This is a genomic window from Microbacterium sp. SORGH_AS_0862 (assembly GCF_030818795.1).
GTDB lineage: Bacteria > Actinomycetota > Actinomycetes > Actinomycetales > Microbacteriaceae > Microbacterium.
This window is the reverse complement of the sequence record NZ_JAUTAY010000001.1, coordinates 2,159,111-2,184,726: the sequence shown is the minus strand read 5'-3', so window position 1 is coordinate 2,184,726 and position 25,616 is coordinate 2,159,111. Positions and strand designations below refer to the sequence as shown.

Here is a 25,616-nt window from a genome sequence, read left to right as displayed (position 1 = left end):
CTCGCCACAGTTCCGAAACATTGCCGCCGTAAGGTGGCGGGCATGGCCATCCGCGACGTCTGCGTCGTCTACATCCTGCGCGGGCACGCGTCGGATGCGCAGGTGCTGCTCGGCTACAAGCGCACGGGCATGGGGCTGGGGCGCGTCGTGGGCATCGGAGGCAAGGCCGAACCCGGTGAGAGCGTCGTCGACGCGGCCGTGCGCGAGGTGCGCGAGGAGACCGGCCTCGGGATCGACCCCGCTCTGCTGGAGCCGGTGGGCCGGCTCGTCTACCGCTTCCCCTCCCGCGACGGCTGGTCGCAGCGCTCGCACGTCTTCATCTACCGGGCACCGGTGGGCGAGCCCGTCGAGACGGAAGAGATCGTGCCGGCCTGGTTCGGCCTCGACGAGGTGCCCTACGACCGCATGTGGGACGACGCGCGCCGGTGGCTGCCCGGAGTGCTTCGCGGCGGCACCGCGTACGGGAGCTACACGTTCGGCGACGACCTCGCGACGGTCGTGGCCGAGTCTCCCGGCACACCCGCAGCGTGAGGATCAGGCGTTGACCTGCTCCGCGAGGCGCGCGAGTTCGTCGTCATCGGTCTCGATGGCGGCGTCGTCGAAGCGCTGACGCAGCACGTCGATGACGCGCTCGATCGGCAGGCCCCTCACGTCGACGCGCGTCTGGGCGACGATCCCGTCGACCTTGTCTTGACGCGTGGCGATGTGCTGGTCCATGACCGGCTCGTCCTGGGTCCCCTCGGGGAACGATTCGGTGCTCATTCGGTGTCTCCCGTCGCCAGGTCGGGATCGGCGCCCTGCGACGGCTCGTCCGACTCCACCAATTCCGGTGATGCCTCGGCGCGCTCGTTCTGCTCGGCGGCCTCGTCGTCGGAGGTGCCCTCCCAGCCTCCGGGCGGGTCGGCGTTGATCACACCCTCGGGCAGATCGCGATCGTCCATGGCACTCCCTTTCGTCGAGTCCAGCATCCCGGAACGCACGGGAGGGACCTCGGGGGATTGACGCCCGTGAACGGCGACGGTAGAGCACTCAGACGCGCTGCTGGAGGATGCCCGCGCGCTCGGGATGGGCGGCGAACCAGTCGGCGACGTACCAGCACATCGGGACGATCTGACGGTCGCCCGCCTGCTCGAGCAGGCTCACGGCGCGCTCGACGATCTCCCCCGCGTAGCCGTGGCCGCGGAAGCTGGGGACGGTGAAGGCCCGCGTCATCGAGACGCTGCGCCCGTCGTCGCGATAGTCGAGCACGCTCACGAGGTCGTCGCCCAGGTACAGCGCGTAGCGAGAGGCATCCGTCTGGTCTTCGAAGCGGAACTCGGTCACCCCGCCAGGCTACGCCGTCGGCGGGGTGACCGAGGCCGTCTCAACCGAGCTCGTCCGCGGCCGGGATCGCGCGGCTGCGCGCGAGGCGCCGGTACCAGAGCCCCGAGTCCTTGACCGTCCGCTCGAGGGTGTCGAAATCGACGCGCACCACGCCGAACCGCTTCGCGTAGCCGTAGCCCCACTCGAAGTTGTCCAGCAGCGACCACACGAAGTATCCGCGGAGGTCCACGCCCTGCTCGAGGGCACGGTGCGCGGCGGTGAGGTGACGCTGCAGGTAGTCGACGCGCTCGGCGTCGTGCACCGCCCCGTCCGGCGCGACGTCATCCGCGAAGGCGGCGCCGTTCTCCGTGATCATGAGCGGCTGCGCCGGGAACTCGTCCCGAAGCGCCAGCAGCAGCTCCTCGAGTCCTTCCGGCGCGATGTTCCAGCCCATCTCCGTGTACGGACCCGGCTGCTCGACGAACTCGACGAGCTGGTCGCTGCCGGGCCAGGCCGTCCCGCCCGCGCTTGCCTTGTGCCCGTCGTTCTGCTGGCGCGGCGAGGAGCCGTCCCACAGACGCACGGTCGCCGTCGAGTAATAGTTGACGCCGAGCACGTCGATGGGCTGATTGATCCGTTCCAGGTCGCCGTCCCGCACGAACGACCAGTCCGTGACGGATGCGGTGTCCTCCAGCAGATCGGCGGGATACTCGCCCTTCAGCATGGGATGCGTGAACGCGCGGTTCGCGAGCGCGTCGATGCGACGCACGGCCTCCGCCGACCGCTCGCCCGCGCCGCGCAGGACGTGGAAGTTGAGCGTGACGGAGTACTGGGGATCGCCCGTCGAGGTGGCGCGCAACGCCTGGACGGCGCGGCCGTGGGCGAGGTTCAGGTGGTGCACGGCAGCGAGTGCCGCCGCGGGCTCGTGGCGGCCGGGGGCGTGACCGCCCTGGCCGTAGCCGAGGTAGGCGGAGCACCACGGCTCGTTCAGCGTCGTCCAGGTGTGCACCCGGTCGCCGAGGGCCGCGCCCATGACCTCGGCATAGCGCTCGAAGGCGTCGGCAGTCGCCCGCACGGGCCACCCGCCCGCATCCTCCAGCGGCTGCGGCAGGTCCCAGTGATAGAGGGTCGCCACGGGACGGATGCCGCGCTCGAGGAGCCCGTCGACCAGCCGCGAGTAGAAGTCGATGCCGGCTCGGTTGACCTCGCCCGTGCCGGTGGGCATGATCCGCGGCCACGCGATCGAGAACCGGTAGGCGTCCAGCCCCAGCTCGGCCATCAGATCGAGGTCGCTCTCCCAGCGGTGGTAGTGGTCGCACGCCACATCGCCGGTGTCGCCGTTCCACACCCGACCGGGCGTGTGGCTGAAGGTGTCCCAGATCGAGGGGCCGCGACCGTCTTCCGCGGCGGCCCCCTCCACCTGATACGAGGCCGTCGCGGACCCGAACGTGAATCCGGGAGGGAACACCAGGCCGCTGTCTCGGAAATCCGCGTTGCCCGCGCTCATCGGGTCACCTCCGCAAGGTCTGCGTGCAGCGTCTGGCTGCGTCCGTCGGGCGTGGTCACGAGCACCTCGGCGACGCCTTCTCCGCCGGGGAACACCCGCAGCGTCAGCCCCTCCAGGTAATCGTAGTCAGGCCGGTCGTCGCGGGCGCCCCAGGGCAGGACGGCGCCGGGACGCACGTACAGCGGCAGCGAGTCGACGCCGTGACGCTCGCGACGCCACCCGCCCGTCACGCTCTCCCCCGTGAGCAGGTGGGTCCACTCGCCCTCGGGCAGGTAGAACTCCACCTCGCCGTCCGCCGAGAACACCGGAGCGACCAGCAGGTCGCCGCCGAGCATGTACTGCCGATCGAGGTGGGCGCAGCTCGGGTCCTCGGGGAATTCCATCGCCATCGGGCGCAGCAGCGGCACGCCGTCGGATGCGGCCTCCACACCGCGCTGGAAGAGGTACGGCATGAGCCGCATCTTGAGCTGCGTGAAGATGCGCGTGACCTCGACCGCCTCGTCGTCGAAGTTCCACGGCACGCGGTAGGACTCCGAACCGTGGAAACGGCTGTGGGAGCTCAGCAGACCGAAGGCCGTCCAGCGCTTGAACACCTCGGGGTCGGGCGTGCCCTCGAACCCGCCGATGTCGTGGCTCCAGTGCGCGAAGCCGCTCCACGCGAGCGAGAGACCGCCGCGGAGCGTCTCGGCCATCGACACGAACGTCGACGTGCTGTCGCCGCCCCAGTGCACCGGCATGGACTGTCCGCCTGCGGTGGCCGACCGCGCGAACAGCACCGCGTCATCCGCGCCGCGCGCCTCGACGAGCACCTCGTGCACCGCCTTGTTGTACAGGTGCGTGTAGAGGTTGTGCATCCGGTCGGGAGCGCTGCCGTCGGCGTAGACCACGTCGAGCGGGATGCGCTCGCCGAAGTCGGTCTTGAAGCAGTCCACGCCCTGCGCGACGAGAGCACGCAGCTTGTCCTGGTACCACCGGGTCGCGTCGGGATTCGTGAAGTCCACGAGCCCCATGCCCGCCTGCCAGAGGTCCCACTGCCAGACGGAGCCGTCGGCGCGCCGCACGAGGAAGCCCTGCGCGGCCGCCTCGGCGAACAGCGGCGAGCGCTGGGCGATGTACGGGTTGATCCACACGCACACGCGGAGGTCGCGCTCGTGCAGTCGCCGCAGCATCCCGTCGGGATCGGGGAACACCCGCGGGTCCCACTCGAAGTCCGACCAGTTGAACTCGCGCATCCAGAAGCAGTCGAAGTGGAAGACGGACACCGGCAGCTGGCGTGCGGCCATCTCGTCGATGAACGACGTGACGGTCGCCTCGTCGTAGTCCGTCGTGAAGCTCGTGGACAGCCACAAGCCGTACGACCAGGCGGGCACGATCGGCGGACGCCCGGTGAGGGCGGTGTAGCGCGTGAGCACGTCCTTGGGGGTCGGGCCGTCGATCACGAAGTACTCGAGAACCTCGCCGGGCACGGAGAACTGCACCCGCTCGACCGTCTCGGATCCGATCTCGTAGGAGACGTGGCCGGGGTCGTTCACCAGCACGCCGTAACCGCGGCTGGATACGTAGAACGGGACGTTCTTGTAGGCCTGCTCACTGGAGGTGCCGCCGTCGGCGTTCCAGATCTCGACGCTCTGCCCGTTCTTGACGACGGGGCCGAAGCGCTCGCCGAGACCGTAGATGAGCTCGCCGACGCCGAGGTCGAGCTGCTCGTGGACGAACGTGTGCGTGCGGGCACTGCGGCCGCCCGCCCTGGCGTTGTCCACGATCCCCGGGTCGACCTGGGCGTCGTCGGCGAGAGTGATGTACCCCTGGGCCTTGTGTCCGCTGCCGGTCAGGCGCTTCTCGCCGGAGAAGAAGTCGAGCGACCACGGCGCCCCGGCGGCGATGCGCGCGGTGAGGGATCCGGTGCGCAGGCGCGCACCTGCCGCATCCGCCTCGACCTCGCCGACGCCGGGCACCGCGGCGATGCCGAAGGAGAGCGGCGGGGTGCCGCCGTCGTGGTGGACGATGCGCACGCGCACCACCCCTTCCGCGGGCGACGAGAGCGTGACCGTCAGCGTCGCACGGTTCAGGGTGTCCCCCCTGCGCTCGATGACCTTCGTCGGAGCGGTGATCACGAGCCCGGGGCCGTCGAGCGTGTCGGTCTCCCAGATGTCGTACGCCTCCTGCGCGTACAGGGCCGTGACCCCGGGGCGCAGCTGCCAGAAACCATCGGTGAACTTCATTACTTGACTGCTCCTGCGGTGATGCCGCGCGTGAGGGTGCGCTGGAAGATGAGGAAGAAGAGAAGGGTCGGGATCAGCCCCAGCAGGGCGGAGGCGCTCGTGGTGGTGACATCCATGAGCCGGTCGCCCTGCAGGACGCTGATCGCCACCGGCACGGTCTGGTTGGGCGTTCGAGACAAGGAACGTCAGCGGGATGAGGAACTCGTTCCACGTCCAGATGAAGAAGAAGATGACGAGCACCGAGAGCGTCGGACGGCTGATCGGGAAGACGACGCGCCACAGGATCTGCCAGCGGCTTGCGCCGTCCATCGCCGCGGCCTCCAGGACCTCCTTGGGGAAGGTGCCGTAGACCGACGCGAGCAGGTACGTGCCGAAGGCCGCCTGGATCACCGTGAAGATGATGATCACGGACCAGACGTTGTTGTAGAGTCCGACCGCCTTGGACAGGTAGTAGAGCGGGTACAGCAGCGCTTCCTGGGGCAGGAGGTTGGCGAGCAGGAACAGCAGCACGATCCAGCTGCGCCCGCGCACCCGGCCGATGCCGATCGCGAACGCGTTCAGCACCGAGATGAGCACGGCCAGCAGCGCCACCATCCCGGAGATGAAGAACGAGTTCCACACCTTCTCGGGGAAGTTGACGCGCTCCCAGAACGCGGCGAGACCCGTGAAGTCGATCTGGCTGGGCAGAGCGAGGGGTCCCCCGTTCGAGTAGTCGGCGGGCGACTTGAACGAGTTCACGAGGATCAGGTAGAACGGCGCGATCACGACGATCGCTCCGACGATGACGAAGGCGAGCATCAGCCAGTCGATACCGCGCGGGCGGGTCATGCCTCCGCGACCGCGACGCGGCATGCGCGGGGCGCGACGCCCCTCGCCCTTCGTGGTGCTCACAGCCATGGTGGCGGCCATCAGCGGCCCTCCCTTTCCTTGCGCTCCGCCGCGTTCTGCGCGCGGATGAAGAGCACGGCGACGATCGCGATGACGATGGTGAGTGCGGTGGCGATGGTCGCTCCATACCCGACCTGCTGGGCCTGGAAGAACTCGCTGTAGGCGTAGTAGGCGGGCACGATCGTCGAGGTGCCGGGGCCACCGCGCGTCAGCACGTAGACCGGGCCGAAGACCTTGAGGGCGGCGATCGTGCAGGTGAGGGTGACGACGAAGATCTCCGGACGGATGATGCTCATCGTGATCGAGCGGAAGCGTTGGAACCAGTTCGCGCCGTCGAGTTCGGCGGCCTCGTAGAGCTCGGGGTCGACGCGCTGCAGGGCCGCCATGAAGACGACGATCGGGTACCCGAGCTGCACCCAGACGAGCACGACCATGATCGCGCCGAGGGCCGTGTCGGGGCTGCCGAGCCAGTTGTGCGCGAGGGATCCGAGACCGATGCTCTCGAGGATCGTGTTGAGGGCGCCGTCGTCGGGGCGCAGCACCCAGCCGATGACGATACCGGCGATGGCCGCAGGGAGGATCTGCGGAAGGTAGTAGGTCGCGCGCAGGAAGCTCGCGAGACGCCCGCCGTACTTGCGGCCGACGACGTCGAACAGGAGTGCGGCGATGATGAGGCCCAGCACCGTGGGCAGGATCACCATGGCCACGATCATCCAGATGCTGTTGCCGAACGAGGTCCAGAACTTGGTGTCACCGAACAGGCGCACCCAGTTCTCGACACCGATCCACTCCGGCGGCTTGATGCCGCGCCAGCTCGTGAACGAGAGGTAGATGTTCCAGACGAGCGGGATCAGGATCACGACGCTGAGCAGGATCAGGCCGGGGATGAGGTAGAGCCAGTAGCCGGCGGATCCGCGCCCGCGCTGCGGGATCAGCGGCTCCTCGGGAAGGGGCTTGGCGCGCCGCGCTCTGGGCGGCCGCACGAACGGGACGGCGGACATGACCGTCTCCTCACTTGGTCGAAGGGATGGGGGTGGCGGAGGGGCGGTCGCCCCTCCGCCACCGGAGGTCAGCCGCGCAGGCTAGAGACGTACGACTCGTACTCGTCACCGAGTCCGGTCTGCACCTGCTCGGGCGTCGAGCTGCCGTTGGCGAGGTTCTGCAGCTGGGCGACGAGGGTGTCGTAGAACGTCGGCGTGGGCCAGTCCGGGTAGAACGAGAGGCCGTCGGAGTCGAGGATCGAGTTGAACGCGGTGATGAGCTCCTTGCTCTTCTCATCCGTGATGTCGGACTCGTTCGCCGCCACCGGAACGCCGCCGTTGTTGCCGATGATCGCCTGGATCTCGGGGCGCAGCGTGATGTCGATGAACTTGTAGGCCAGGTCCTTGTTCTTCGCGTTCTCCGGGACGACCCAGAGGTTGCCCGAGGAGCCGAGGCTCAGCTTGCTGCCGGGGAAGTTGAAGATGCCCCAGTCGTACCCGCTGATCTCCTCGGTGAAGCGGCCGTACCACCAGCTGCCCGACACGAAGATCGGGTAGTTGCCGGCGATGAACGCGGTGCCCGCATCCTCCGCCTTCATGCCCGCCACGTCCGGAGAGATGTAGCCGGCGTCGACGTACTCCTTGAGGGTGTCGGTCGCGTAGGTGATGGGCTCGTCGTTCCAGTCCACCGGGTTCTTGTAGAGCTGGTAGTCGTCGACCCACGAGCGGTCGGCCTTGCTCAGCGCCAGCTGGTACCAGAGCTGCCCGAGCGGGTACTCCGCGCCCGCTTCGGCGAGCGGCGTGATGCCCTTGGCGACGAACGCGTCGAGCACCTTCACGAACTCGTCGTAGGTCGTCGGCACCTCGAGGCCCGCATCCGCGAAGGCCTGCTTGTTGTAGTACACCGTGACGAACTCACCGTAGTTCGGGACGCCGTACCAGGCGTCGCCGCCCATGACGCCGTCCTCGCTGTAACGGGCGGTGGTCTGCAGCGACGGGGCGAGCTTGTCCGCCCAGCCGTTCTCCTCGACCGCCGAGGTGATGTCGGTGAGCAGCCCCTGGCTGGCCAGCAGGCCCGCGGTCGCGTTGCCCTTGTTGTACTCCATGATGTCCGGTGCCTCGTCGGAGTTCAGGACCTGGCTGGCGGTGGAGCGGATCTGCTCGAAGCCCTTGGCCTCGAAGTCGACCTTGGCACCGGTCTCCTCTTCGAAGACCTTGATCGCCTCGTCCCATGCCTTGCCCATGGCGCTGTCTTCACCCTCGTAGTGCCAGAGCGTCAGGGTGTTGGAGTCCTCCGTGCTGCCGCCGCCACCCGAGCAGGCGCTGAGGGCGAGGGCGGCCACGGCGACGCCGCCGAGCAGGATGAGGGAGCGGTGTGTGGTGCGTGATGTGATGCGTGCCATCTTCGGCACTCCTTTCATGGTGACCGTCGGTGGTCGGGTGTTGCGGGACGGGCGAAGCGGGCATATCGAAGCGCTTCGACAACGCGCAGGAGAAGGGACAGCGGAAAGAGGGTCATCTCGACGGGGCGGCGACGGATCCGACGTCGAGGTAGTGGGGGGCGATGAGGTGCACGCCCGGTTCCGGAGCGGATCCGGACAGGGCGGTGACTGCGAGCTCGACGGCGAGCTCGCAGCTTTCAGCGGGAACGAGAGGAATGGAGTCGAGCGGCGTGCTCAGGGCGGCGGTGTCGAACGATGAGCCCACGGAGACGATCGAGATGTCGCCGGGCACACTCAGTCCCGCATCCGCGAGCGCGTCGAGCACGCCCTGGTGGACGTCCTCCGCGCAGTGCAGCACGATCGCGCTCACACCCTCGGCCAGCAGGCCCCTTACCGCGTCGCGGATCGTCGCGGTCGTCGGACGCGATTGACCGGCGAAGCGGAAGGCGGTCTCGACGCCGCGGCGGGCGGCCGCACGCTCGAAGCCCGCGCGCACACGGGGCGGGAAGTTCGAGCGCTCGTAGGAGATCTCGGGGTGACCCAGCATGCCGATCGAGCGATGCCCCGCGTCGATCAGCCGGTCGGCCGCGAGCGCGGCGGCCCGCTCGAAGTCGAGGTCGACGCACACCAGCCCCTCGCGATCGTCGGGCACGCCGATGAAGATGCTCGGGAGCTCGATCTGACGCGACAGCTCCACGCGCGCATCGTCCGGGGCGACGTCGAGCACCAGGATGGCGTCGACCAGCCCGCTCGCGGCGACCCGCCGCATCCCCGCCTGGGCGTCCTCATCGGTCAGCAGCAGGATGTCGTAGTCGTTGCGCCGGGCGGCGACGGCCGTGGCGAGGACGAACGCCATGTGCGTCGGGGCGTGGGTGTCGATGCGCAATGGCTCGGTGAGCGCGAAGATCTGGGTGCGCCGCCCTGCGAGCATGCGCGCGCCGGCGTTCGGGCTGTAGCCGAGCTCGGCGACCGCCTTCTCGATGCGCCGGCGGGTGTCGACGGCGACGGGCCGTTTGCCGCTGAGGGCGTAGGAAACGGTCGAGATCGACACGCCGGCGGCCTGCGCCACCTCGTTGATCGTGACCATCTCATCCTCTTCGTCGGGTTGGTCGAAGCGCTTCGACGTCGCTTCGTCCAGGACTGTAGATCACAACCGGATGCGAGCGCAAGGTGTTTCGCGGAAGAAACAACAAAAAGGAACGCCCCGTCCGTTTGACGTGGACACGCCCGGCACGTCATAATCGGCCACATGACTGACAATGCACGTTCTCTGTCCGCCTGGGAGGCGAACGGGACTGCCGGCTCCATGATGGCCGGCCGCATTGTCATGTGTTGTCGAATGTGCCGCTGACTCGGTCACCCCGTCCGACGCCGCCGCGCATCTGAAGCGCCGCGCGTCCTCCGCATCCGCTCTGTGATGCTGCGCACCCGGCCCTGACCCTGGGCCGCGACTGACAACACGCGAATCGGGCACGAGTCCCGGTTCCTCTTCCGGCAAGGAATCCGCACATGTCCACTCCCGTTGCTCTCGACGACCGCTCCACCGCCCGCCCCGCTCTGCGTCTGGTCACCGACGCTCCCGCATCCCCCGCTCCGGCGCCCGCCGCCGCCGAGCGGAGTCTTCCCGCCGGCACCGCGCCGCGCGGCTTCGCGCTCTACGTCGGCTTCGACGAGGCGAAGGCCGCCGCATCCGGCGTCTCCCTCGGCACGATCGTCGAGGCGCTTCGCCGCACGCTGCACGACCTGGCCCCCGCCGCCGAGACCTACGCGACCGTGGCTCTGGCCCCCGTCGGGGCCGGCGGCCGTGACGTCGACGTGGTGCGCCTCGCGCTGCACGAACCGTCCGCGGTAGCCCGCACGAAGCCCGAGACCGAGGTCGAGGAGCGTGCCGAGGCCGGCGTCGTCGTCGACATCTCGCGCAAGCGCGTGCTGATCGACGGCGAGTCCGCCGCCTTCACGTTCAAGGAGTTCGAGCTGCTGCAGTATCTCGTGCTGCGCGAGGGCCGCACGATCGAGCGCGCCGAGCTGGTCGGCTCCCTCTGGCAGCAGGGCGACTCAGACGCTCCGGGCGAGCGCACGATCGACGTGCACGTGCGGCGCCTGCGCGCCAAGCTCGGGCGCTTCGAGGACATCGTGCGCACGGTGCGCGGGGTCGGCTACCGCTTCGACCGGCACGCCGACGTCGCCATCCGATACGGCCACGGCACGCCCTCCCCCGACCGGTTCTGAGCCGGTCGGCCCGCTGTCGGCGGGCCGACGTAGGGTGTGCACATGGATGCGGCCACGTCGACGATCGGGCACCGCCCGCCTCGTCCCGCCGCACCGCTGCATGCGCGATTCCGCGAGAGCGTCTACCGTCCCCGCCGCGAGCTGGATCTGCACCGGACCGTCGTGTTCCAGCGGCGGGGAACGCACGATCCCACCCTCGTCGTCGACGGGCACGTCATCTGGCGCGCGAGCAGAACCCCCGAGGGCATCGCCACCCTCGCCCTCCGCGCGAGCGGCGTCGGGATCCGACTGGCGGCGTGGGGTCCCGGAGCCGACTGGGTGCTCGACCAGGCTCCTGCACTGTGCGGCGCGCATGATGAGCAGGGCGACTTCGACGCCTCCCGGCATCCGCTCATCGCGTCATCGCACCATCGCCACCAGGGGCTCCGCCTCAGCCGCACCGATCTCGTCTTCGACGCCCTCGCGAGCGCGATCTTCGAGCAGAAGGTCACGGGCCTGCAGGCATTCGGAGCATGGCGTCGGATCGTCACCTGGTTCGGCGAGCGCGCCCCCGGCCCCACCCCGCGCCCGATGTTCGCGCCTCCCACCGTCGACCAGTGGCGACGCATCCCCTCCTGGGCCTGGCACCGCGCAGGACTCGAGCCGCCGCAGTCCCGCGCCGTGGTCAAGGCAGCCGCGCACGGCGACAGCATCGTCCGCGCGATGGCGGCGGCCCATGACAACTCGGAGCGCGACCGCATCCTCACGAGCCTTCCCGGCATCGGCCCGTGGACCTCGGCCGAGACGCGCATCCGTGCCTGGGGCGATGCGGACGCGGTGAGCGTCGGCGACTACCACCTCGCGCACGAGGTCGGGCACGCGCTCACGGGCCACCGCGTCGACGACGACACCATGCTGGAGCTGCTCGCCCCATGGGCGGGACAGCGTCAGCGGGTGATCCGGCTGCTCGCGGCCAGCGGCGTGCACGAGCAGCGCCGCGGTGCGCGCCTGGCGCCGGAGGATCACCGCTCGCGCTGACCGTCCACCCCCTACGCTGGGCGCATGACGAACTCGAGAACGGGCTGGCCGCGCGGTCGCACCATGTGGATCCTGGGGACGCTGGCCCTGTTCGCGGCGGGTGTCGTGGTCGGCATCGCCCTGGGCTCGGTCTGGATCGGTCTGCTCCTCGCTCTGATCGTGTCGATCGGGTGGCTCATCGCCTACGAGTCGTGGCGGGGTCGCAACGTCGGCATCTACGACCGGGACGACGACGGCGCCCAGCTCTGAGACTCACGCCCACAGCCTGAGCTTGTCAGGATTGCGCACGAGCCAGACGTCCACGATCCTGCCGGCGGTGTCGACCCCGAACGCGGCGAGCCCGACGGCTTCACCGCCCTGGCGCAGCAGGTACCCGAGACCGTCACCCGTCTCCACGGGCTCCAGGCTCGCACCGGGCTGCTTGGCGAGGATCCCGAGGACGAACCTCGCGACGTTGTCCGCGCCGACGACGGGACGACGCGCGGCGGAGACCCGACCTCCCCCGTCCGAGGTCAGGACGACCCCAGGATCCAGCGCGACCACCAGCTCCTCGAGCCGTCCACTCGCGCACGCCGCGGCGAACGCCATGACCACCTGGTCGTGAACGGCGCGTGACGCGCGTCGCCCGCGTTCCTCCCCGACTTTTCGCCGGGCGGATGCCGCGAGCCGGCGCACCGCTGCGGGCGAGCGTCCGACCGTCTCGGCGATCTCGGCGAAAGGGACCCCGAACACATCGTGCATCACGAAAGCCACCCGCTCGGCGGGTGTCATGGCGTCGAGGACGATCTGCAGCGCGAGACTCACGGAGTCGTCCAGCGTGACCGAGTCGAGCGGATCCGTCACCAGCCGAGCCGCACCGATAGCGCCGGACGCGGGCACCGGCTCGGGGAGCCACGGCCCGACATAACGCTCGCGACGAGCTCTCGCCGAACCGAGCACGTCGAGGCAGATGCGCGAGGTGACGCGATTGAGCCACGCCCCAGGCCGGTCGATGGCGGCTCGCTCCTGTTCGCTCAGCGCCACCCAGCGCAGGTACGCCTCCTGCACCGCGTCCTCGGCCTCGCCCACGTCGCCCAGCATCCGATAGGCGAGAGCCACCAGCGACACCCGCTCACTCTCGACATCGCGCATGGCTGCCCCCTCTCATCCGTTCGACGACACAGCCTCTCCGATTGTGACCTCACGTTCTGCGGTGCTGTGTCGTCGAAGACACAGAAGCACCCGAAGGACGGGGCGGAGAGGACGTGACATGCGAATCGCGATCGCGGGAGGAACCGGGCTGCTCGGCGGCAAACTCGCGCACGAGGCCGAGCGACGGGGACATGAGGTGCGCTTGCTCTCGCGCGTGACCGGCATCGACCTCACGGCACCCGACGGCATCACTTCCGCCGCGGCGCGGATCGAGGGGTGCGATGCGGTCGTCGATGTCCTCAGCGTCGGCAGCCGGAGCGACGCGGTCTCGGTCGCCTTCTTCGAGTCCACGACGCGGGCGTTGCTGTCCGCAGAGGAGCGAGCGGGGGTCATCCACCACATCGCCCTCTCCATCGTGGGCGTCGACCGCGCACCCACCGCCTACTACGCCGGGAAGGTGGCCCAGGAACACGCGGTGCAGCAGGGCGCGATCCCGTGGACGATTCTCCGGGCGACCCAGTTCCACGAGTTCGCGGCGCAGATGTTCACCGTCGCCTCCCGCGGTCCGATCCACCTCGCCCCGCGGATGCGTACGCAGCCCGTCGCCGCTGACGAGGTCGCAGGGCGCCTGGTCGATCTCGCCGAGATGCCGGCGTGCGGACGCGTTCCGGATCTGGCGGGCCCGCACGAAGAGAGCCTCGTCGACATGGTCCGGCGCTACGCCCGCGCCACGGGTCATCACGGGTGGATCCCGGCGGTGTCATTGCCCGGATCGTTCGGACGAGCGATGCGCGACGGTCGACTCCTGCCCGACGCCGGCGCCACGATCGGACGACAGAGCTTCACCGAATGGATCGCGTCTCTGGGGTGAGTGCCACGGGCCGAATCGCGCGCCACCCCTGGAGGGCGCGCACAGCGCGCTCCTAGGATGGGGCGCGTGACCACCACAGATCCTGCCCTGCCGCCGATCGATCCCCCCGCCGCATCCGGACCTGCTCTGCAGCTGCGCGGCCTGACCAAGCGCTTCGGTGACAAGGTGGCCGTCGCCGGCATCGACCTCGACGTGCCCACCGGCTCCTTCTACGGGCTCGTCGGCCCCAACGGCGCGGGCAAGACGACGACGCTGTCGATGGCCACGGGTCTGCTGCGCCCGGATGCGGGAAGCGCCGTGCTGCACGGGGTCGACGTGTGGCGCGACCCGGTCGCCGCGAAGGCGATGATCGGCAACCTCGCCGACGGCGTGCGTCTGTTCGACCGGCTCACCGGTGAGCAGCTCATCACGTACACCGGCATGATGTTCGGTCTGGCGCGCGACGAGGTGGCCGCTCGCACCGCCGACCTGCTGACCCTCATGGACCTCACGGAAGCCGCCGGCACCGCCGTGGTCGACTACTCCGCGGGCATGACGAAGAAGGTCGCGCTCGCCTGCGCCCTCGTGCACGCGCCGCGCATCCTGGTGCTCGACGAGCCGTTCGAGTCGGTGGATCCCGTCTCCGCGGCGAACATCGAGGACGTGCTGCGCAGCTACGCCGGCAGCGGCGGGACCGTGATCGTCTCGAGTCACTCGATGGACCTCGTGCAGCGTATGTGCGACCACGTCGCGGTCATCGCGAGCGGGCGCGTCCTGGCGGCGGGCACGATCGACGAGGTGCGGGCCGGCCAGAGCCTGCAGGACCGCTTCGTCGACCTCGTCGGCGGCCGTCACCATTCGGAGGGACCGCAGTGGTTGCGACTCTCCTGAAGCTGCGCTTCCGCGTCCTCGGCAACACCCTCGCCGCCAACCCCTGGCAGCTCGTCGGGTTCATCCTCGGCGGGCTCTGGGCCGTCGGGCTCCTGATCGGCGTGTGGATCGGGCTGTTCGCGGCGGGCTTCGCCGGCCTCGATGTGGTGACGATGGTGGTGACCGCGGGCGGTGGCATCCTCGTGCTCGGCTGGGCGCTCGGACCGCTGTTCGTCGCGGGCGTCGACACGACGCTCGATCCCGTCAAGCTCGCCCCGTTCCCCCTGACGACGAACAAGATGATGGTCGCCCTCACGGCCGCCGGGCTCACCGGGATCCCGGGGATCGCCTCGATCGCGGGCGCACTCGGCCTCTTCCTCGCGCTGTGGCGGTGGCCGATCGCCCTCGTCGCCGCCCTCGTGTGCATCCCGCTCGGCATCCTCACGTGCGTCGTCGTGTCGCGGCTCATCGCCGCGCTCAGCAGCAGCGCCGGCGGGAACCGCCGCACGCGGGAGCTCCTCGGTGGTCTCGCGTTCCTCGTGATCATGCTCGCCGGGCCCATCACGATCGGCATCATGAACCTGCTCGACGCGGGAGTGTCCGCCGCGGGCAATCCCATTGACCGCATCGGCGGCATCATCTCCGCGGCATCCTGGACCCCGATCGCCGCGGCGTGGGCGGTGCCGGCGACGCTGGCCTCCGGCGACATCCTCGGGGGCGTCCTGAAGCTGTTGATCGGGGCTGCGACCCTGGTGCTCCTCTGGTGGCTGTGGCGACGATCGCTGGCCGCGGCGCTGGTTTCACCGCCGCGCGCTCGCACCGCCACGGTGAAAGCGGGCAAGATCGGCTGGTTCGGGCGCATGCCCACCGGCGGCACAGGCGCGACGTGGGCGCGTGCGCTGACCTACTGGCTGCACGACCCGCGCTACCTCCGTCAGCTCCTGGTGGTGCCGATCTTCCCGGTTCTCATGCTGTTCTACTCGGGCGGCGATGTACGCAGCCCGCTGTTCGCATACTCCGCCGTGCTCGTCGCTTTCGTGCTCAGCATCGTCTCCTACGCGGATGTGTCCTACGACGGCACCGCTTTCGCGACGGTGCTCGCCACCGGTGCGCGCGGCCGGCAGGACCGCGCCGGCCGCCTCCTCGCCGCGGCGGGGCTCGGGGTGCCGCTGACCATCGCGATCGCGATCATCACGGTGGGCCTGTCCACGCAGTGGTCGCTGCTCATGCCGGTGCTCGGCGCGAGTCTCGGCCTGCTCCTGACCGGATACGGCGTGTGCGCGATCAGCTCGGCATCGATCGTGCAGCCCGTCCCTGCCCCGGGTGACAGCCCGTTCAAGCGGGTTCCCGGAGCCAGCGTCGTGACGGCTCTGCTCATGTTCGTGATCTGGATCGGCATCGCGGTGCTCTCGTTGCCCTCCCTCATCCCCGCCATCCTCGCCGGCGCGACGGGCGACGCGATGTGGGGATTCGTGGCGCTCGCGGCGGGACTCGTTCTCGGCGTCGTGTTCGCGATCGTCGGAGTGCTCGTGGGCGGTCGCGTGTTCGACCGCAACGCGCCGGCTCTCCTCGCGCAGCTGCAGAGCTTCAAGGGCGCCTGACCGCGCCGCGACGACGAGGGCCCCGGAGCAGACGCGCCGGGGCCCTCGTCGCGTGCGCGCATCAGGCGGGGTAAAGCTCCTCCAGGACGCGGATGACACCGTGCTCCAGGTGCGAGGGCGCGCGCAGGCGGGCGCGGGCGGCCACATCCGGGTGCGCGTTGGCCATCGCGTACGAGTGGTAGGCCGCATCCATCATCTCGAGGTCGTTCAGGTAGTCGCCGAAGACGGCGGTCTGCTCGGCTGAGACACCCAGCACGTCCTGGAGCCGCCGGAGCGCGACGCCTTTGTTGACGCCGCGGTTCATGACATCGACCCAGTGCGCACCCGAGACGACGACCTGGTGCGTGCGGGCGACCTCGGACAGCGCCGTCGCCGCACCCGTCTCCGCGTCGCCGAAATCGTAGACGGCGATCTTGAGGATGTCGTCGTCGACCTGCTCGAGATCGGGCACATGCTCGAGCAGCGCGTAGTACTTCTCCGCCTCCGCGCGGAACGCTCGGTCGTCGCGCTCGATGTATGCCGAGCGCTTGCCGCAGAGCACGACGCCGACATCGCGGCTCATCCCGCGCACTCGGCCGAGGACATCGGCGATGACGGCACGGTCGAGGGTGTCGGAGGCCAGCTCCTCGCCGTCGCGCACGACGTACGTGCCGTTCTCGGCGATGAAGACCATGCCGTCGGCGTGGTCTTCGAACTCACGGCGCAGGGTGGCGTACTGCCTGCCGCTGGCCGGCGCGAAAAAGGCGCCCGCGCGCCGCATCCGCTCCAGGATGGGCCACAGGCCCTCGGGGACGCGGCCGTCGCCGTCGAGGAGCGTGCCGTCCATGTCGACGGCGACCAGGCGGATGTCGGATGCGGGCTCGCTCATCCCTCCATCCTCGCCGATCCGCCGGACGCGTCCGCGCTCAGGCCGTTGCCGCGGGCTGCTCGGCGAGCGGGGCCGGCGTCTCCGCGTAGCTGCGCGAGAGACGCCGGTACTGCGGCGACAGGAACGCGCCGACGACGATCACCAGCATGACCAGGCTCGCCGCGACGAAAACGAGCGCGATGCCCCGCGCCTCGCCGTCGCCCAGCAGCCAGCGCCACCCGTCGCGGCCCGCGTCGGTGCGCATGTACGGGATGAGCCAGAACTCGGCGAGCGGGCCGATCAGGAAGGCCGAGATCGGAGCGGCCGCGGATTCGATGCTCGCGGCGAACCCGAAGACGCGGCCCTGCGTCTCGTAGGGGACCACGCGCTGGATGATCGTCTGCTCCGCGGCTTCGGCGACGGGCATGAGCGCCATGAACACCAGCATCCCCACCGCGTACAGCCACCACCATTCGCGCAGCGCGAAGGTGAGCCCCAGCACGGAAACGCCGACGTTCACCCACAGGAGCGTGCGCACGGGGTTCCTGCCGAGACCGAACTTCGCGACGAGACCGCCGCCGATGATGAAGCCGATGCTCGTGATGCCGAGCACGACACCCCAGATCTCGACGCTGAAGAGCGTGAGCCCGTACGGGTCCATGAGCGCCATGAAGACGCCGCCCACGAGGTTGTTGAACGTCGTGAACAGCAGAAGCGGCATGAGTCCGGGCACCGAGCGGATGGCGGGAAGCACCCCGCGGAACGTGAACCGCCGCGGCGGGGCGTCGGGATCGTGCACCACGCCCCGCTCGGGGATCGGCACGAACAGCAGGTGCGTGAAGGCGACGGCGGTCGCGATGATCGCGATGAACACCGTCGGCCCCATGCCGAGCAAGCCCACCGACAGCCCCGAGAACACGCTCGTGACCATGAAAGCGACACCTTGCACGGTGCCCACGAGCCCGTTCGCGCGATCGCGGCGGTCGGCCGGCACGAGCAGGGTGACGGTCGTCGACAGCGCGATGTTGCGGAGGTTCTCGACGACCCCGCCGATCAGGATCACGCCCGCGAACAGCCAGAACCACGGGCCGCCCCAGTCGATGAGCGCGGATGCGGGGAGCGCGAGGAAGAGGGCGCCCGCGAGCAGATACGTGGCCAGGGTGATGAGGCTGGAGAGCACCATCACCGCTTTCTTCTTCATGTGGTCCACGATCGCCCCGAAGACGACACCGAACACGGCCACCAGCAGCATGTAGCTGCCGCCGATGATGGAGGTGGCGAGCACGTTGCGTGTCTCGAGATAGGCCCAGAACGTGAGCGCGAACCAGAGGTAGCTCGTGGTCACGTTCGCGACGAGCGTGTTGGCCAGCACCTGGTAGAAGCTGCGCATGCGCGACGTGCGGGCGTGCTCGGCCGTGTCGTGGCTTTCGAGCATGAAGGGCTCCGCTTCGCTGGATGGTGGGTCCATCATGACGCCGGGTGCCGACATGCGCGAGGGTTCGGGTTTTCCCGAACCCGGTCGTCGGGATTGCTCCGATGTGGGGCGCGCGGTGCGCCCCTACTTTGGAGACATGACTTCCGCAGCTCCCACCGCGCGACGCGCGCGGCGCTTCGCCCCGGCGCAGACCGCCGGTGCGATCGCCCAGCTCGCCGCGCTCGGCCTCATCGGCCCCTTCATCCTGAGCACCCTGTTCGGCATGCTCGGCACCGGACTCGGGCTGGTGCCGGCCCTCGGCGTGGGTCTCGTCGTGCTCGTCGGACTCGTCTACGTCATGTACGCGGTCGGGTGGCTGGAGATCGCACGGATCGACGGGCTCTACGGACTCGGCCTTCCCGCCCCGCGCTTCAGCCCCCGGCTCCGCCCGGGCGTCGGCGGCTACCTGCACTCGCTCTGGCGCCAGTTCATCGATCCCTCGATGTGGCGGGCGTTGGCCAACACGGCGATCGCCACCGTCATGGGCGTCACCGTCATCAGCCTGGTCTCCGTCGCCACCGGTGCGATCGGCGTCGCCTTCGCCCCCCTCTCGGGAGTCGACGAGGTATGGGTCGGCATCGGCATGATCCCCGCCGGCTGGGCACCGGTGGTGGGCATCGTGACCGCGCTGGCTGCGATCGCGGCGACGATCGGCCTCGGGCTGCTTCACGGCGCGATCAGCCGCGCCATCCTCGGCCGCTCCCGCGCGGCGATGCTGGCGCAGGCCGCACGCACCTCCGACGCCCAGCGGGCCGGAGCGATCCGCGCCGCCGACGTCGAACGCACCCGCATCGAACGGGACCTGCACGACGGCGTCCAGCCGCGTCTGGTCTCGGTGGGCATGACCCTGGGTCTCGCCCAGCAGAAGATCGACGACGACCCGACGGCTGCCAAGGCGCTGCTCGAGGAGGCGCACACCTCCACGAAGGCGGCGATCACCGAACTGCGCCAGCTGGCCCGCGGCATCCACGCCTCCGTCCTCGACGACCGTGGACTGGATGCGGCCCTGTCCGCCCTCGCCGCCCGCTCGCACGTGCCGGTCGCTCTGGATGTTCGCATCGACGGTCGCTGCTCACGAGAGGCGGAGACCGCGGTGTACTTCGCGATCGCCGAGTCGCTCACGAACGCGGCGAAGCACTCCCGCGCCGCCGAGTGCCGCGTGGTCGTCCGGGTCCGCGACGGGGGCACCCTCTGGGCCCGCATCGAGGACAACGGCATCGGCGGCGCGCGGATCCTGCCCGGCGGCGGCCTCGACGGCATCTCGAACCGCGTCCTCGCCGCCGGCGGGAACGTCCGCCTCGACAGCCCGCAGGGCGGGCCGACCGCACTGGAGGTGAGTGTGCCGTGCGCATCCTGATCTGCGAGGACTCCGTCCTTCTGCGCGAAGGACTCGTCCGACTGCTGGCCGACGCCGGGCACGACGTGGTCGCCGCCCTCTCCGACGCGAGCGAGCTCGATGAGAGCGTCGTCGCCACCGATCCGGAGCTGTGCATCCTCGACGTGCGCCTTCCCCCGACCTACACCGACGAGGGCATCCGTGCGGCGTTGCGCCTGCGCGCGGCGCACCCGCAGCTGCCCGTGCTCGTGCTCTCGCAGTACGTCGAGGAGCGGTACGCGAGCGAGCTGATCGCCGCGAACGGTGGAGCGCTCGGATATCTCCTCAAGGATCGGGTCGCGGACGTGGCCGACTTCCTCGACACCGTGCGCCGTATCGGCGGCGGAGCGACCGTGCTCGATCCCGAGGTCATCGCACAGCTGCTGAATCGCCGCACTCGCGACGAGCGGATGCGGCGACTCACCGAGCGCGAGTCGACGGTGCTGGCACTCATCGCCGAGGGGCGGTCGAACCAGTCGATCGCCGCGACCCTCTTCCTCTCGGAAGCCTCGGTCGAGAAGCACATCACCGCCATCTTCCAGAAGCTCGAACTCGAGCCCGGCGAGTCGGGCAACCGCCGCGTCCTCGCCGCCCTCGCGCACGTCGAGCACGGCGCCGGCGAGACCGGCCCGCAGACACCTCAGACAGGAGCAACACGATGACCACGCTCACCCCTCCCCCCGCAGCTCCCGATGAGGCCGCCCCCTCGAGCCCGGCGACGCCGCCACGGCATCCCGGCGGCAGGGCCGTGGCGATCACCGCGATCGTCATCGGCGCCGTGATCCTCGGCGGGACCGTGGTCTCGGGCGTCGCCAACGCCGTCACCGCCGCGCTGCCGACCTCGTCGCAGACGCTCACCGCCTCGACCGCCGGCATCACCGAGGTCGAGGTGGATGCCAGCGCGGCGCTGTTCGAGTTGCGGTTCGACGACGTCGATGAGGCTCGACTCGAGGTCACCTCCGGCCGATCCACGTGGCGGATGGAGCGTGACGGTGACGAGCTGAAGATCAGCGCTCCGGACGGGTTCTTCGGGATCGGCTGGATCGGCCAGCAGCCGCGGGTCCTGCTGACGCTCCCGCACTCGCTCGAGGGCGTCGATGCGTCGCTCACGCTGTCGGCAGGAGAGCTTCGCGCCACCGGCACGTTCGGCGATCTCGACACGCACCTCTCCGCCGGCAGTCTCATCCTCTCCGGCGAGGCCCGCACGATCGACACCTCCATGAGCGCCGGAAGGTCCGACATCCGCCTGTCGGGTGTCACCGAGGCCGAGTTCGAGCTCTCGGCGGGTGACCTCACGGCCGAGCTGACCGGCAGCGCCCCCCGCAGCATCGACATCGGCGTCAGCGCCGGGTCCGCGGATGTCACCGTGCCGCGTGGCAACTACGACGTCCGCTCCAACCTGGAGGCCGGCGGCGTCGACAACCGGCTCTCCGCCGGCAGCGGCCCCCGCATCCCCGTCGAGGTCCGTGTCTCCGCGGGTGACGTCACCCTCCGCGACAACGGCTAGGCGCGAACGCGCATTCATTGAGCGAGCGAACATCCGATCGGGTGCTCGCTCGCTCAATGCGTGCTCACTCGGCGAGTGCAGGAGGAGGATGAGAGGGTGACGTCCTCCTTCGCCTCGTGGCTGCGGGCGCAGCCGTCGCTCGCCGGGTCGGCACCGCCTCTCGACACGGCGAGCCTCCCCGACCAACCCCATGTGCTGTTCGAACAGTGGCTGCGCGGCGCGGCGGCCGCCGGTGTCGCCGAACCGCACGTGACCACGCTCTCGACGGTCGACGCGGACGGACTCCCCGACGCCCGCGCACTGATCCTCAAGGACGCTGGCCCCCGCGGATGGGCGGTCGCCGGTCCTCGGTCGTCCGCGAAGGCCGAGCAGCTCGCCGTGCGCCCGGTGGCGGCGCTCAGCTTTTGGTGGCAGCCGATCGTTCGGGCGGTGCGGCTGCGCGGCGTGATGCAGCCCGCCACCGCCGGCGAGATCGCCGGTGACTTCGAGGCCCGCCCGGAGACCGCACGTGTCGGACTGACGTCCGCGGACTGGATGCTCTGGTGGCTCGCGCCTACGCACGTCGAGTTCTGGCAGGGCTCCCCCGACCGACGCCACACACGCATCATGTACGAGCGGCAGGGCGAGAGCTGGCACCACGAGGTGCGCGGGGGCGAGACGAGCACCGCACCCGAGGGAGCGGCATCTCGCCGATAGCCTCGAAGGATGCAGCAGGAGCAGGGTCTTTCGGGAGGCAACTCGGCGGGTCCCGTCTTCCGCGCGGGGAACACCGTCCGCAAGGCCTGGACACCGGCATCTCCGCACGTGCACGCGTATGTCGCCTCCCTGCGCGAGGCCGGCGTCGACGCGCCCGCCCCGCTCGGCCGCGACGAGCAGGGTCGTCAGGTGTGGGAGTTCGTCCCCGGCGCGCTGGCGGAGACGGGACTGACGCGGCCGGAGCTTCATCGCGTGGGCGCAATGGTGCGCGCCATCCACGATGCGAGCGCGGGGTTCGAGGCCCCACCGGGCGCGACCTGGGATTCCGCGATCCCGGCGCCCGGGGACGATCTGGTCTGCCACAACGACCTCGCCCCGTGGAACCTCGTGACCGGCGAGAGATGGGTCTTCATCGACTGGGATGCGGCGGCACCCAGCACGCGGCTGTGGGATCTCGCATACTCGGCGCAGGCTTTCACGCTCAACGATCCGTCACGCCCGCCCGCGGCATCCGCTGCCGATCTGACCGCGTTCATCGACGGTTACGACGCGGATGCCGAGCTGCGTGCGGCGCTGCCCGCCGCAATGGCCGCCCGAGCGGAGGCGATGCACGAGCTTCTGCGCTCGTCCCACGCCGAGAGCCGTGAACCCTGGGGATCCATGTTCTCGTCGGGTCACGGCGATCACTGGCTCGCCGCATCCCGCTACGCACGCGAGCACCTGGCTGCCTGGACCGAGGCGCTGAACGCGCGCTGAGCCCACTGCCTAGAGCGCGAGCATGCGCTCGCTGCGCTCCCACAGCTCCCTCGCCAGAGCGGCATCGTCTGCCTGCGCATGAGTCCGCGCGGGCTTGCGCTTCACGTAGTACTCGCCGGGCGCGTAGTCGCGGCCCGGAGCACCTTCCGCGAGGTAGACGAGGGTGTCGGCCCCCTTCGGGATGCTCGTGAGGAAGAGCTTCTTGAGCGGCGTCTGGTAGATAAGGCGCATGGGTGAGCTGGGCGCGTTCGAGAAGCTCGTGGCGATGTTGCCCGGGTGGAAGGCCACCGCGCCGATGCCCCGCGCTCGGTAGCGCCGATCGAGCTCCTTGACGTGCAGGATCTGCTCGAGCTTGGCGGTGCCGTAGGCGCGCGTGGAACTGAACGAGCGTTCGTTGTCGAGGTCGTCGATATCCAGCTGACCGAACAGACGCGCGCCGACGCTGGAGGTGTTGATGATCGTGGCCGTGGAGGCGATGAGCCGGTCCATGAGCAGCTGTGTGAGCAGGAACGGCGCGAGGTAATTCACCTGAAAGGTCATCTCGTGTCCATCGATCGTGCTCTCACGCACCTTGCCGAAGATGCCCCCGGCGTTGTTGGCGAGCACATCGATGCGGTCGTACTGCGTGAGCAGATCGTCGGCGAGTTCACGGACGCTCGCGAGATCGGCGAAGTCCGCGAGGTGCACACGCGACCCGACCTCTCGGGCGATCTGCGCGGTGCGCTCGGGATTGCGCCCGACGGGGATGACGGTGTGCCCCTGCGCGTGCAGCGCCCGCGCCGCCTCCCGCCCGATGCCGTCGCTCGCACCGGTGATCACGATCGTCTTGCCCGCCATGAGGCCTCCTTCGCCGTAGCTCGCGAAAGCCTAGTCGTCGTTGCTACCGAGGCAGCATGAAGAAGAGTCCGAGGACGGCGAGCAGGAGGGCCGCGAGCGAGACCACGAGCGCATGCGCGTTGCTCCCGTATCGCGCGGACCGCGCCAGAGCGATGATCGCCAGCAGCACCCAGAGCCATGAGGTGAACAGGAACGCCGCCATCGGCATGAGCGCCGCCATACTGCTCGCGCCGCTCGTGGTCAGCATGATCCACGAGAACGACGCCCAGATGATCGCCAAGGGCACGAAGGCGACGTACGCGAGAACGAGATTCAACGCCTGCGGAGGACGCGGGCGACCGCGCTGGTCGGAGCTCATGTCGTCCTCCGGCATCGATGGGTCGGAAGTGCCACCGTACCCGGTCTGATCCCGTCAGGACACACGGCAGATGATCTCGCCGTGTAGGAGCGAGAACCAGCCGTCATCGGATGCGGCCCACTCACGCCACCCGGCGGCGATCCGGTCGAGCTCGTCGGCGTCGGTGTCCGGCCTCGCCTCCAGCTGGCGTGCGAGAGCGGACTGACGGATGCGGTCCGCCCACAGATTGCCCCACCACATCCGCTCATCGGCGCTCGCGTAGCACCACGTGCTCGACGACGCGCTGATGTCGGTGAGCCCTGCCTCCCGCGCCCAGGAGAGGAGGCGTCGGCCGGCATCCGGTTCGCCGCCGTTGGCGCGCGCCGTCGCCTGATACAGCTCCAGCCAGCGGTCCAGTTCGGGCAGCTGCGGCCACCATGCGAACCCGGCGAAGTCGGCGTCGCGCACCGCGATGATCCCGCCGGGTCGAGTCACTCGCGCGAGCTCCCTCAGCGCCTGCACCGGATCCGCGATGTGCTGCAGCACCTGATGGGCGTGCGTGACGTCGAACGAGTCGTCGTCGAACGGCAGAGCGTGCACGTCCGCGATCCGCACGTCGACGTTCTGAACTCCCCGCTCTCGGACCGTCGCCCCGGTCAGCGCCGCCTCGTCCTCGCCGATCTCGGTGGCGGTGACGTGCGCCACGCGATCCGCGAGATCGACGGTGATCGTGCCGGGGCCGGCCCCCACGTCCAGCACTCGGTCGTCGCCTCCGAGAAACGGCAGGAGGTAGGCGGCGGAGTTCTCGGCAGTGCGCCAGCGGTGCGAGCGCAGCACGGATTCGTGGTGACCGTGGGTATAGGTGGACATGCCTCCACGTTCCGACTTCGAGCCGCCCCCGCGGAAGACCGTACTGTTCATAGGAGCGGCCCACCCACCCAGCAGAGAGGAGCCCGTCATCGCGAACGAACTCGGCGACTTCCTCCGTGCTCGCCGCCAGGACAGGGCGCTCGCGCCCGGACACGACTCCCCCGGCGCCCGGCGCACCCCGGGTCTGCGCCGCGAGGAGGTCGCGACCCGCGCCGGGATCAGCGTCGACTACTACATCCGGCTCGAGCAGGGGCGCGAATCCCACCCGAGCGATGCCGTACTCACGGCTCTCGCCCACGCGCTCGCCCTGTCTCCGGATGCGGCGCGTCATCTCCTGCGGCTCCGCGACGCCGCCGTTGCACCCGCCGAGCCGACGGCGGACGCCGAAGTCCTCCCGCGGATGTCGGCGCTCGTCGCGGCGGTCCGCCCCCAGCCCGCGTACGTGCTCGACCGGTTCAGCACGATCGTCGCGGCGAACGAGGAGGGGATGTCGCTGTACGCCGGGCTCGCCGAACTTCCTCCCGAGCAACGCAACACGTGCCGTTACCTGCTCACCGACCCGCGCGCCCGCGAGACGTTCCTCGACTGGGAGGAGCTCGCCCGCGGCGCCGTCGCCCACCTCCGCGCGGCGAACGTCGACCGCCTCGACGACCCTCGACTGGGCGATCTCGTTCGCGGACTCGGGGCCGAGAGCCCGCAGTTCACGGCGTGGTGGAGCGGGCACATCGTCGAGCGGCGCCGGGGCGCGACCACCCGCATCCGCGGACGCGACGGTGTCGTCGTCGAGCGGAGTTACGAGATCCTCCACCTGCCGGACGACGCCGTGCGCCTCACGATCTGGCTCCCGCCGGCGGCGTGAACACCCGACCTACACTCGT

The 25,616-nt window shown here is 69.8% G+C and carries 27 protein-coding genes and 1 pseudogene; 13 read left to right on the top strand and 15 right to left on the bottom strand.

Annotation, left to right across the window (positions count from 1 at the left end):
* Window positions 1-42: 42 nt before the first annotated feature.
* On the top strand, window positions 43-531 hold the full coding sequence (locus tag QE377_RS10630) for an 8-oxo-dGTP diphosphatase (RefSeq protein WP_307322821.1): 489 nt from the start codon (window positions 43-45) through the stop codon (window positions 529-531).
* Window positions 532-534: 3 nt separating this feature from the next.
* On the opposite strand, the gene QE377_RS10625 is transcribed toward QE377_RS10630, so the two are convergent.
* The 9 genes and pseudogenes from QE377_RS10625 to QE377_RS10585 all read right to left on the bottom strand — a co-directional run bounded on the left by QE377_RS10625 (window position 535) and on the right by QE377_RS10585 (window position 9,428).
* A complete protein-coding gene (locus QE377_RS10625) occupies window positions 535-762 on the bottom strand; it encodes a hypothetical protein (RefSeq protein ID WP_307322819.1) in 228 nt (75 codons plus the stop codon).
* Window positions 759-941, bottom strand: a complete 183-nt coding sequence (locus tag QE377_RS10620) for a hypothetical protein (RefSeq protein WP_307322817.1) — start codon at window positions 939-941, stop codon at window positions 759-761. Before QE377_RS10620 ends, QE377_RS10625 begins: the two co-directional genes overlap by 4 nt.
* A gap of 88 nt (window positions 942-1,029) precedes the next feature.
* The gene (locus QE377_RS10615) at window positions 1,030-1,323 is read right to left on the bottom strand and encodes a GNAT family N-acetyltransferase (RefSeq protein WP_234074575.1); all 294 of its coding nucleotides are present in this window, start codon (window positions 1,321-1,323) and stop codon (window positions 1,030-1,032) included.
* Window positions 1,324-1,363: 40 nt separating this feature from the next.
* A complete protein-coding gene (locus tag QE377_RS10610) occupies window positions 1,364-2,809 on the bottom strand; it encodes a glycoside hydrolase family 1 protein (RefSeq protein ID WP_307322814.1) in 1,446 nt (481 codons plus the stop codon).
* Window positions 2,806-5,031 carry an alpha-xylosidase gene (yicI, locus tag QE377_RS10605; RefSeq protein WP_307325948.1) on the bottom strand — a complete coding sequence of 742 codons (2,226 nt, stop codon included), beginning with the start codon at window positions 5,029-5,031 and terminating at the stop codon, window positions 2,806-2,808. The genes QE377_RS10610 and yicI overlap by 4 nt, the downstream gene beginning before the upstream one ends.
* A gap of 237 nt (window positions 5,032-5,268) precedes the next feature.
* Window positions 5,269-5,625 (bottom strand): annotated as a pseudogene (locus QE377_RS10600) (ABC transporter permease subunit); the annotation flags it as partial.
* Window positions 5,626-5,939: 314 nt separating this feature from the next.
* Complete coding sequence (locus tag QE377_RS10595) at window positions 5,940-6,920, bottom strand: carbohydrate ABC transporter permease (protein WP_274286252.1); 981 nt, start codon at window positions 6,918-6,920, stop codon at window positions 5,940-5,942.
* A 68-nt stretch (window positions 6,921-6,988) separates the two neighbouring features.
* A complete protein-coding gene (locus tag QE377_RS10590) occupies window positions 6,989-8,302 on the bottom strand; it encodes an ABC transporter substrate-binding protein (protein WP_307322812.1) in 1,314 nt (437 codons plus the stop codon).
* 112 nt (window positions 8,303-8,414) lie between these two features.
* The gene (locus QE377_RS10585; RefSeq protein WP_307322810.1) at window positions 8,415-9,428 is read right to left on the bottom strand and encodes a LacI family DNA-binding transcriptional regulator; all 1,014 of its coding nucleotides are present in this window, start codon (window positions 9,426-9,428) and stop codon (window positions 8,415-8,417) included.
* Window positions 9,429-9,850: 422 nt separating this feature from the next.
* On the opposite strand from QE377_RS10585, the gene QE377_RS10580 reads away from it, so the two are divergent.
* The 3 genes from QE377_RS10580 to QE377_RS10570 are packed head-to-tail and all read left to right on the top strand — an operon-like array spanning window position 9,851 to window position 11,836.
* Window positions 9,851-10,570 carry a winged helix-turn-helix domain-containing protein gene (locus QE377_RS10580; protein WP_307322808.1) on the top strand — a complete coding sequence of 240 codons (720 nt, stop codon included), beginning with the start codon at window positions 9,851-9,853 and terminating at the stop codon, window positions 10,568-10,570.
* 42 nt (window positions 10,571-10,612) lie between these two features.
* Entirely contained in the window at window positions 10,613-11,587 is a 975-nt protein-coding gene (locus tag QE377_RS10575; protein ID WP_307322805.1) for a DNA-3-methyladenine glycosylase, read from the top strand.
* A gap of 24 nt (window positions 11,588-11,611) precedes the next feature.
* Entirely contained in the window at window positions 11,612-11,836 is a 225-nt protein-coding gene (locus QE377_RS10570) for a hypothetical protein (RefSeq protein WP_307322803.1), read from the top strand.
* 3 nt (window positions 11,837-11,839) lie between these two features.
* Here the strand turns inward: QE377_RS10570 and sigJ are convergent, their stop codons facing one another.
* A complete protein-coding gene (sigJ, locus tag QE377_RS10565; protein ID WP_307322801.1) occupies window positions 11,840-12,718 on the bottom strand; it encodes an RNA polymerase sigma factor SigJ in 879 nt (292 codons plus the stop codon).
* Between the two features lie 118 nt (window positions 12,719-12,836).
* Here sigJ and QE377_RS10560 point away from each other — a divergent pair, with 118 nt between their 5' ends.
* The 3 genes from QE377_RS10560 to QE377_RS10550 are packed head-to-tail and all read left to right on the top strand — an operon-like array spanning window position 12,837 to window position 16,039.
* Window positions 12,837-13,589: an SDR family oxidoreductase gene (locus QE377_RS10560; protein WP_307322799.1), complete on the top strand. Its 753-nt coding sequence runs from the start codon at window positions 12,837-12,839 to the stop codon at window positions 13,587-13,589.
* Between the two features lie 57 nt (window positions 13,590-13,646).
* Window positions 13,647-14,459: an ABC transporter ATP-binding protein gene (locus tag QE377_RS10555; RefSeq protein ID WP_373459525.1), complete on the top strand. Its 813-nt coding sequence runs from the start codon at window positions 13,647-13,649 to the stop codon at window positions 14,457-14,459.
* On the top strand, window positions 14,441-16,039 hold the full coding sequence (locus tag QE377_RS10550) for a hypothetical protein (RefSeq protein WP_307322793.1): 1,599 nt from the start codon (window positions 14,441-14,443) through the stop codon (window positions 16,037-16,039). The genes QE377_RS10555 and QE377_RS10550 overlap by 19 nt, the downstream gene beginning before the upstream one ends.
* A 61-nt stretch (window positions 16,040-16,100) precedes the next feature.
* On the opposite strand, the gene QE377_RS10545 is transcribed toward QE377_RS10550, so the two are convergent.
* Both QE377_RS10545 and QE377_RS10540 read right to left on the bottom strand, forming a co-directional pair.
* Window positions 16,101-16,907, bottom strand: coding sequence for a Cof-type HAD-IIB family hydrolase (locus QE377_RS10545; protein WP_307322791.1), 807 nt, complete (start codon window positions 16,905-16,907; stop codon window positions 16,101-16,103).
* A 37-nt stretch (window positions 16,908-16,944) separates the two neighbouring features.
* The gene (locus QE377_RS10540) at window positions 16,945-18,321 is read right to left on the bottom strand and encodes an MFS transporter (protein ID WP_307322789.1); all 1,377 of its coding nucleotides are present in this window, start codon (window positions 18,319-18,321) and stop codon (window positions 16,945-16,947) included.
* 136 nt (window positions 18,322-18,457) lie between these two features.
* On the opposite strand from QE377_RS10540, the gene QE377_RS10535 reads away from it, so the two are divergent.
* The 5 genes from QE377_RS10535 (at window position 18,458) to QE377_RS10515 (ending at window position 22,694) form a co-directional block, all read left to right on the top strand.
* Window positions 18,458-19,717, top strand: a complete 1,260-nt coding sequence (locus tag QE377_RS10535) for a histidine kinase (RefSeq protein WP_307322787.1) — start codon at window positions 18,458-18,460, stop codon at window positions 19,715-19,717.
* Window positions 19,705-20,397: a response regulator transcription factor gene (locus QE377_RS10530; RefSeq protein ID WP_307322784.1), complete on the top strand. Its 693-nt coding sequence runs from the start codon at window positions 19,705-19,707 to the stop codon at window positions 20,395-20,397. Before QE377_RS10535 ends, QE377_RS10530 begins: the two co-directional genes overlap by 13 nt.
* Window positions 20,394-21,242 (top strand): hypothetical protein, encoded by an 849-nt coding sequence (locus QE377_RS10525; RefSeq protein WP_307322782.1) that lies wholly within the window; start codon window positions 20,394-20,396, stop codon window positions 21,240-21,242. The genes QE377_RS10530 and QE377_RS10525 overlap by 4 nt, the downstream gene beginning before the upstream one ends.
* Before the next feature lie 96 nt (window positions 21,243-21,338).
* Window positions 21,339-21,938 (top strand): pyridoxal 5'-phosphate synthase, encoded by a 600-nt coding sequence (locus QE377_RS10520; RefSeq protein ID WP_307322779.1) that lies wholly within the window; start codon window positions 21,339-21,341, stop codon window positions 21,936-21,938.
* A gap of 9 nt (window positions 21,939-21,947) precedes the next feature.
* Entirely contained in the window at window positions 21,948-22,694 is a 747-nt protein-coding gene (locus QE377_RS10515; protein WP_307322776.1) for a phosphotransferase, read from the top strand.
* A gap of 9 nt (window positions 22,695-22,703) precedes the next feature.
* On the opposite strand, the gene QE377_RS10510 is transcribed toward QE377_RS10515, so the two are convergent.
* Genes QE377_RS10510 through QE377_RS10500 form a run of 3 tightly spaced genes read right to left on the bottom strand, consistent with a single transcriptional unit; the run spans window position 22,704 to window position 24,738 of the window.
* Entirely contained in the window at window positions 22,704-23,531 is an 828-nt protein-coding gene (locus QE377_RS10510; RefSeq protein WP_307322773.1) for an SDR family NAD(P)-dependent oxidoreductase, read from the bottom strand.
* A 43-nt stretch (window positions 23,532-23,574) separates the two neighbouring features.
* The gene (locus QE377_RS10505; protein WP_307322769.1) at window positions 23,575-23,889 is read right to left on the bottom strand and encodes a hypothetical protein; all 315 of its coding nucleotides are present in this window, start codon (window positions 23,887-23,889) and stop codon (window positions 23,575-23,577) included.
* Window positions 23,890-23,943: 54 nt separating this feature from the next.
* Complete coding sequence (locus tag QE377_RS10500; RefSeq protein ID WP_307322766.1) at window positions 23,944-24,738, bottom strand: class I SAM-dependent methyltransferase; 795 nt, start codon at window positions 24,736-24,738, stop codon at window positions 23,944-23,946.
* On the opposite strand from QE377_RS10500, the gene QE377_RS10495 reads away from it, so the two are divergent.
* On the top strand, window positions 24,737-25,597 hold the full coding sequence (locus QE377_RS10495; protein WP_307322764.1) for a helix-turn-helix domain-containing protein: 861 nt from the start codon (window positions 24,737-24,739) through the stop codon (window positions 25,595-25,597). The genes QE377_RS10500 and QE377_RS10495 overlap by 2 nt on opposite strands.
* The last annotated feature ends 19 nt before the right edge of the window (window positions 25,598-25,616 follow it).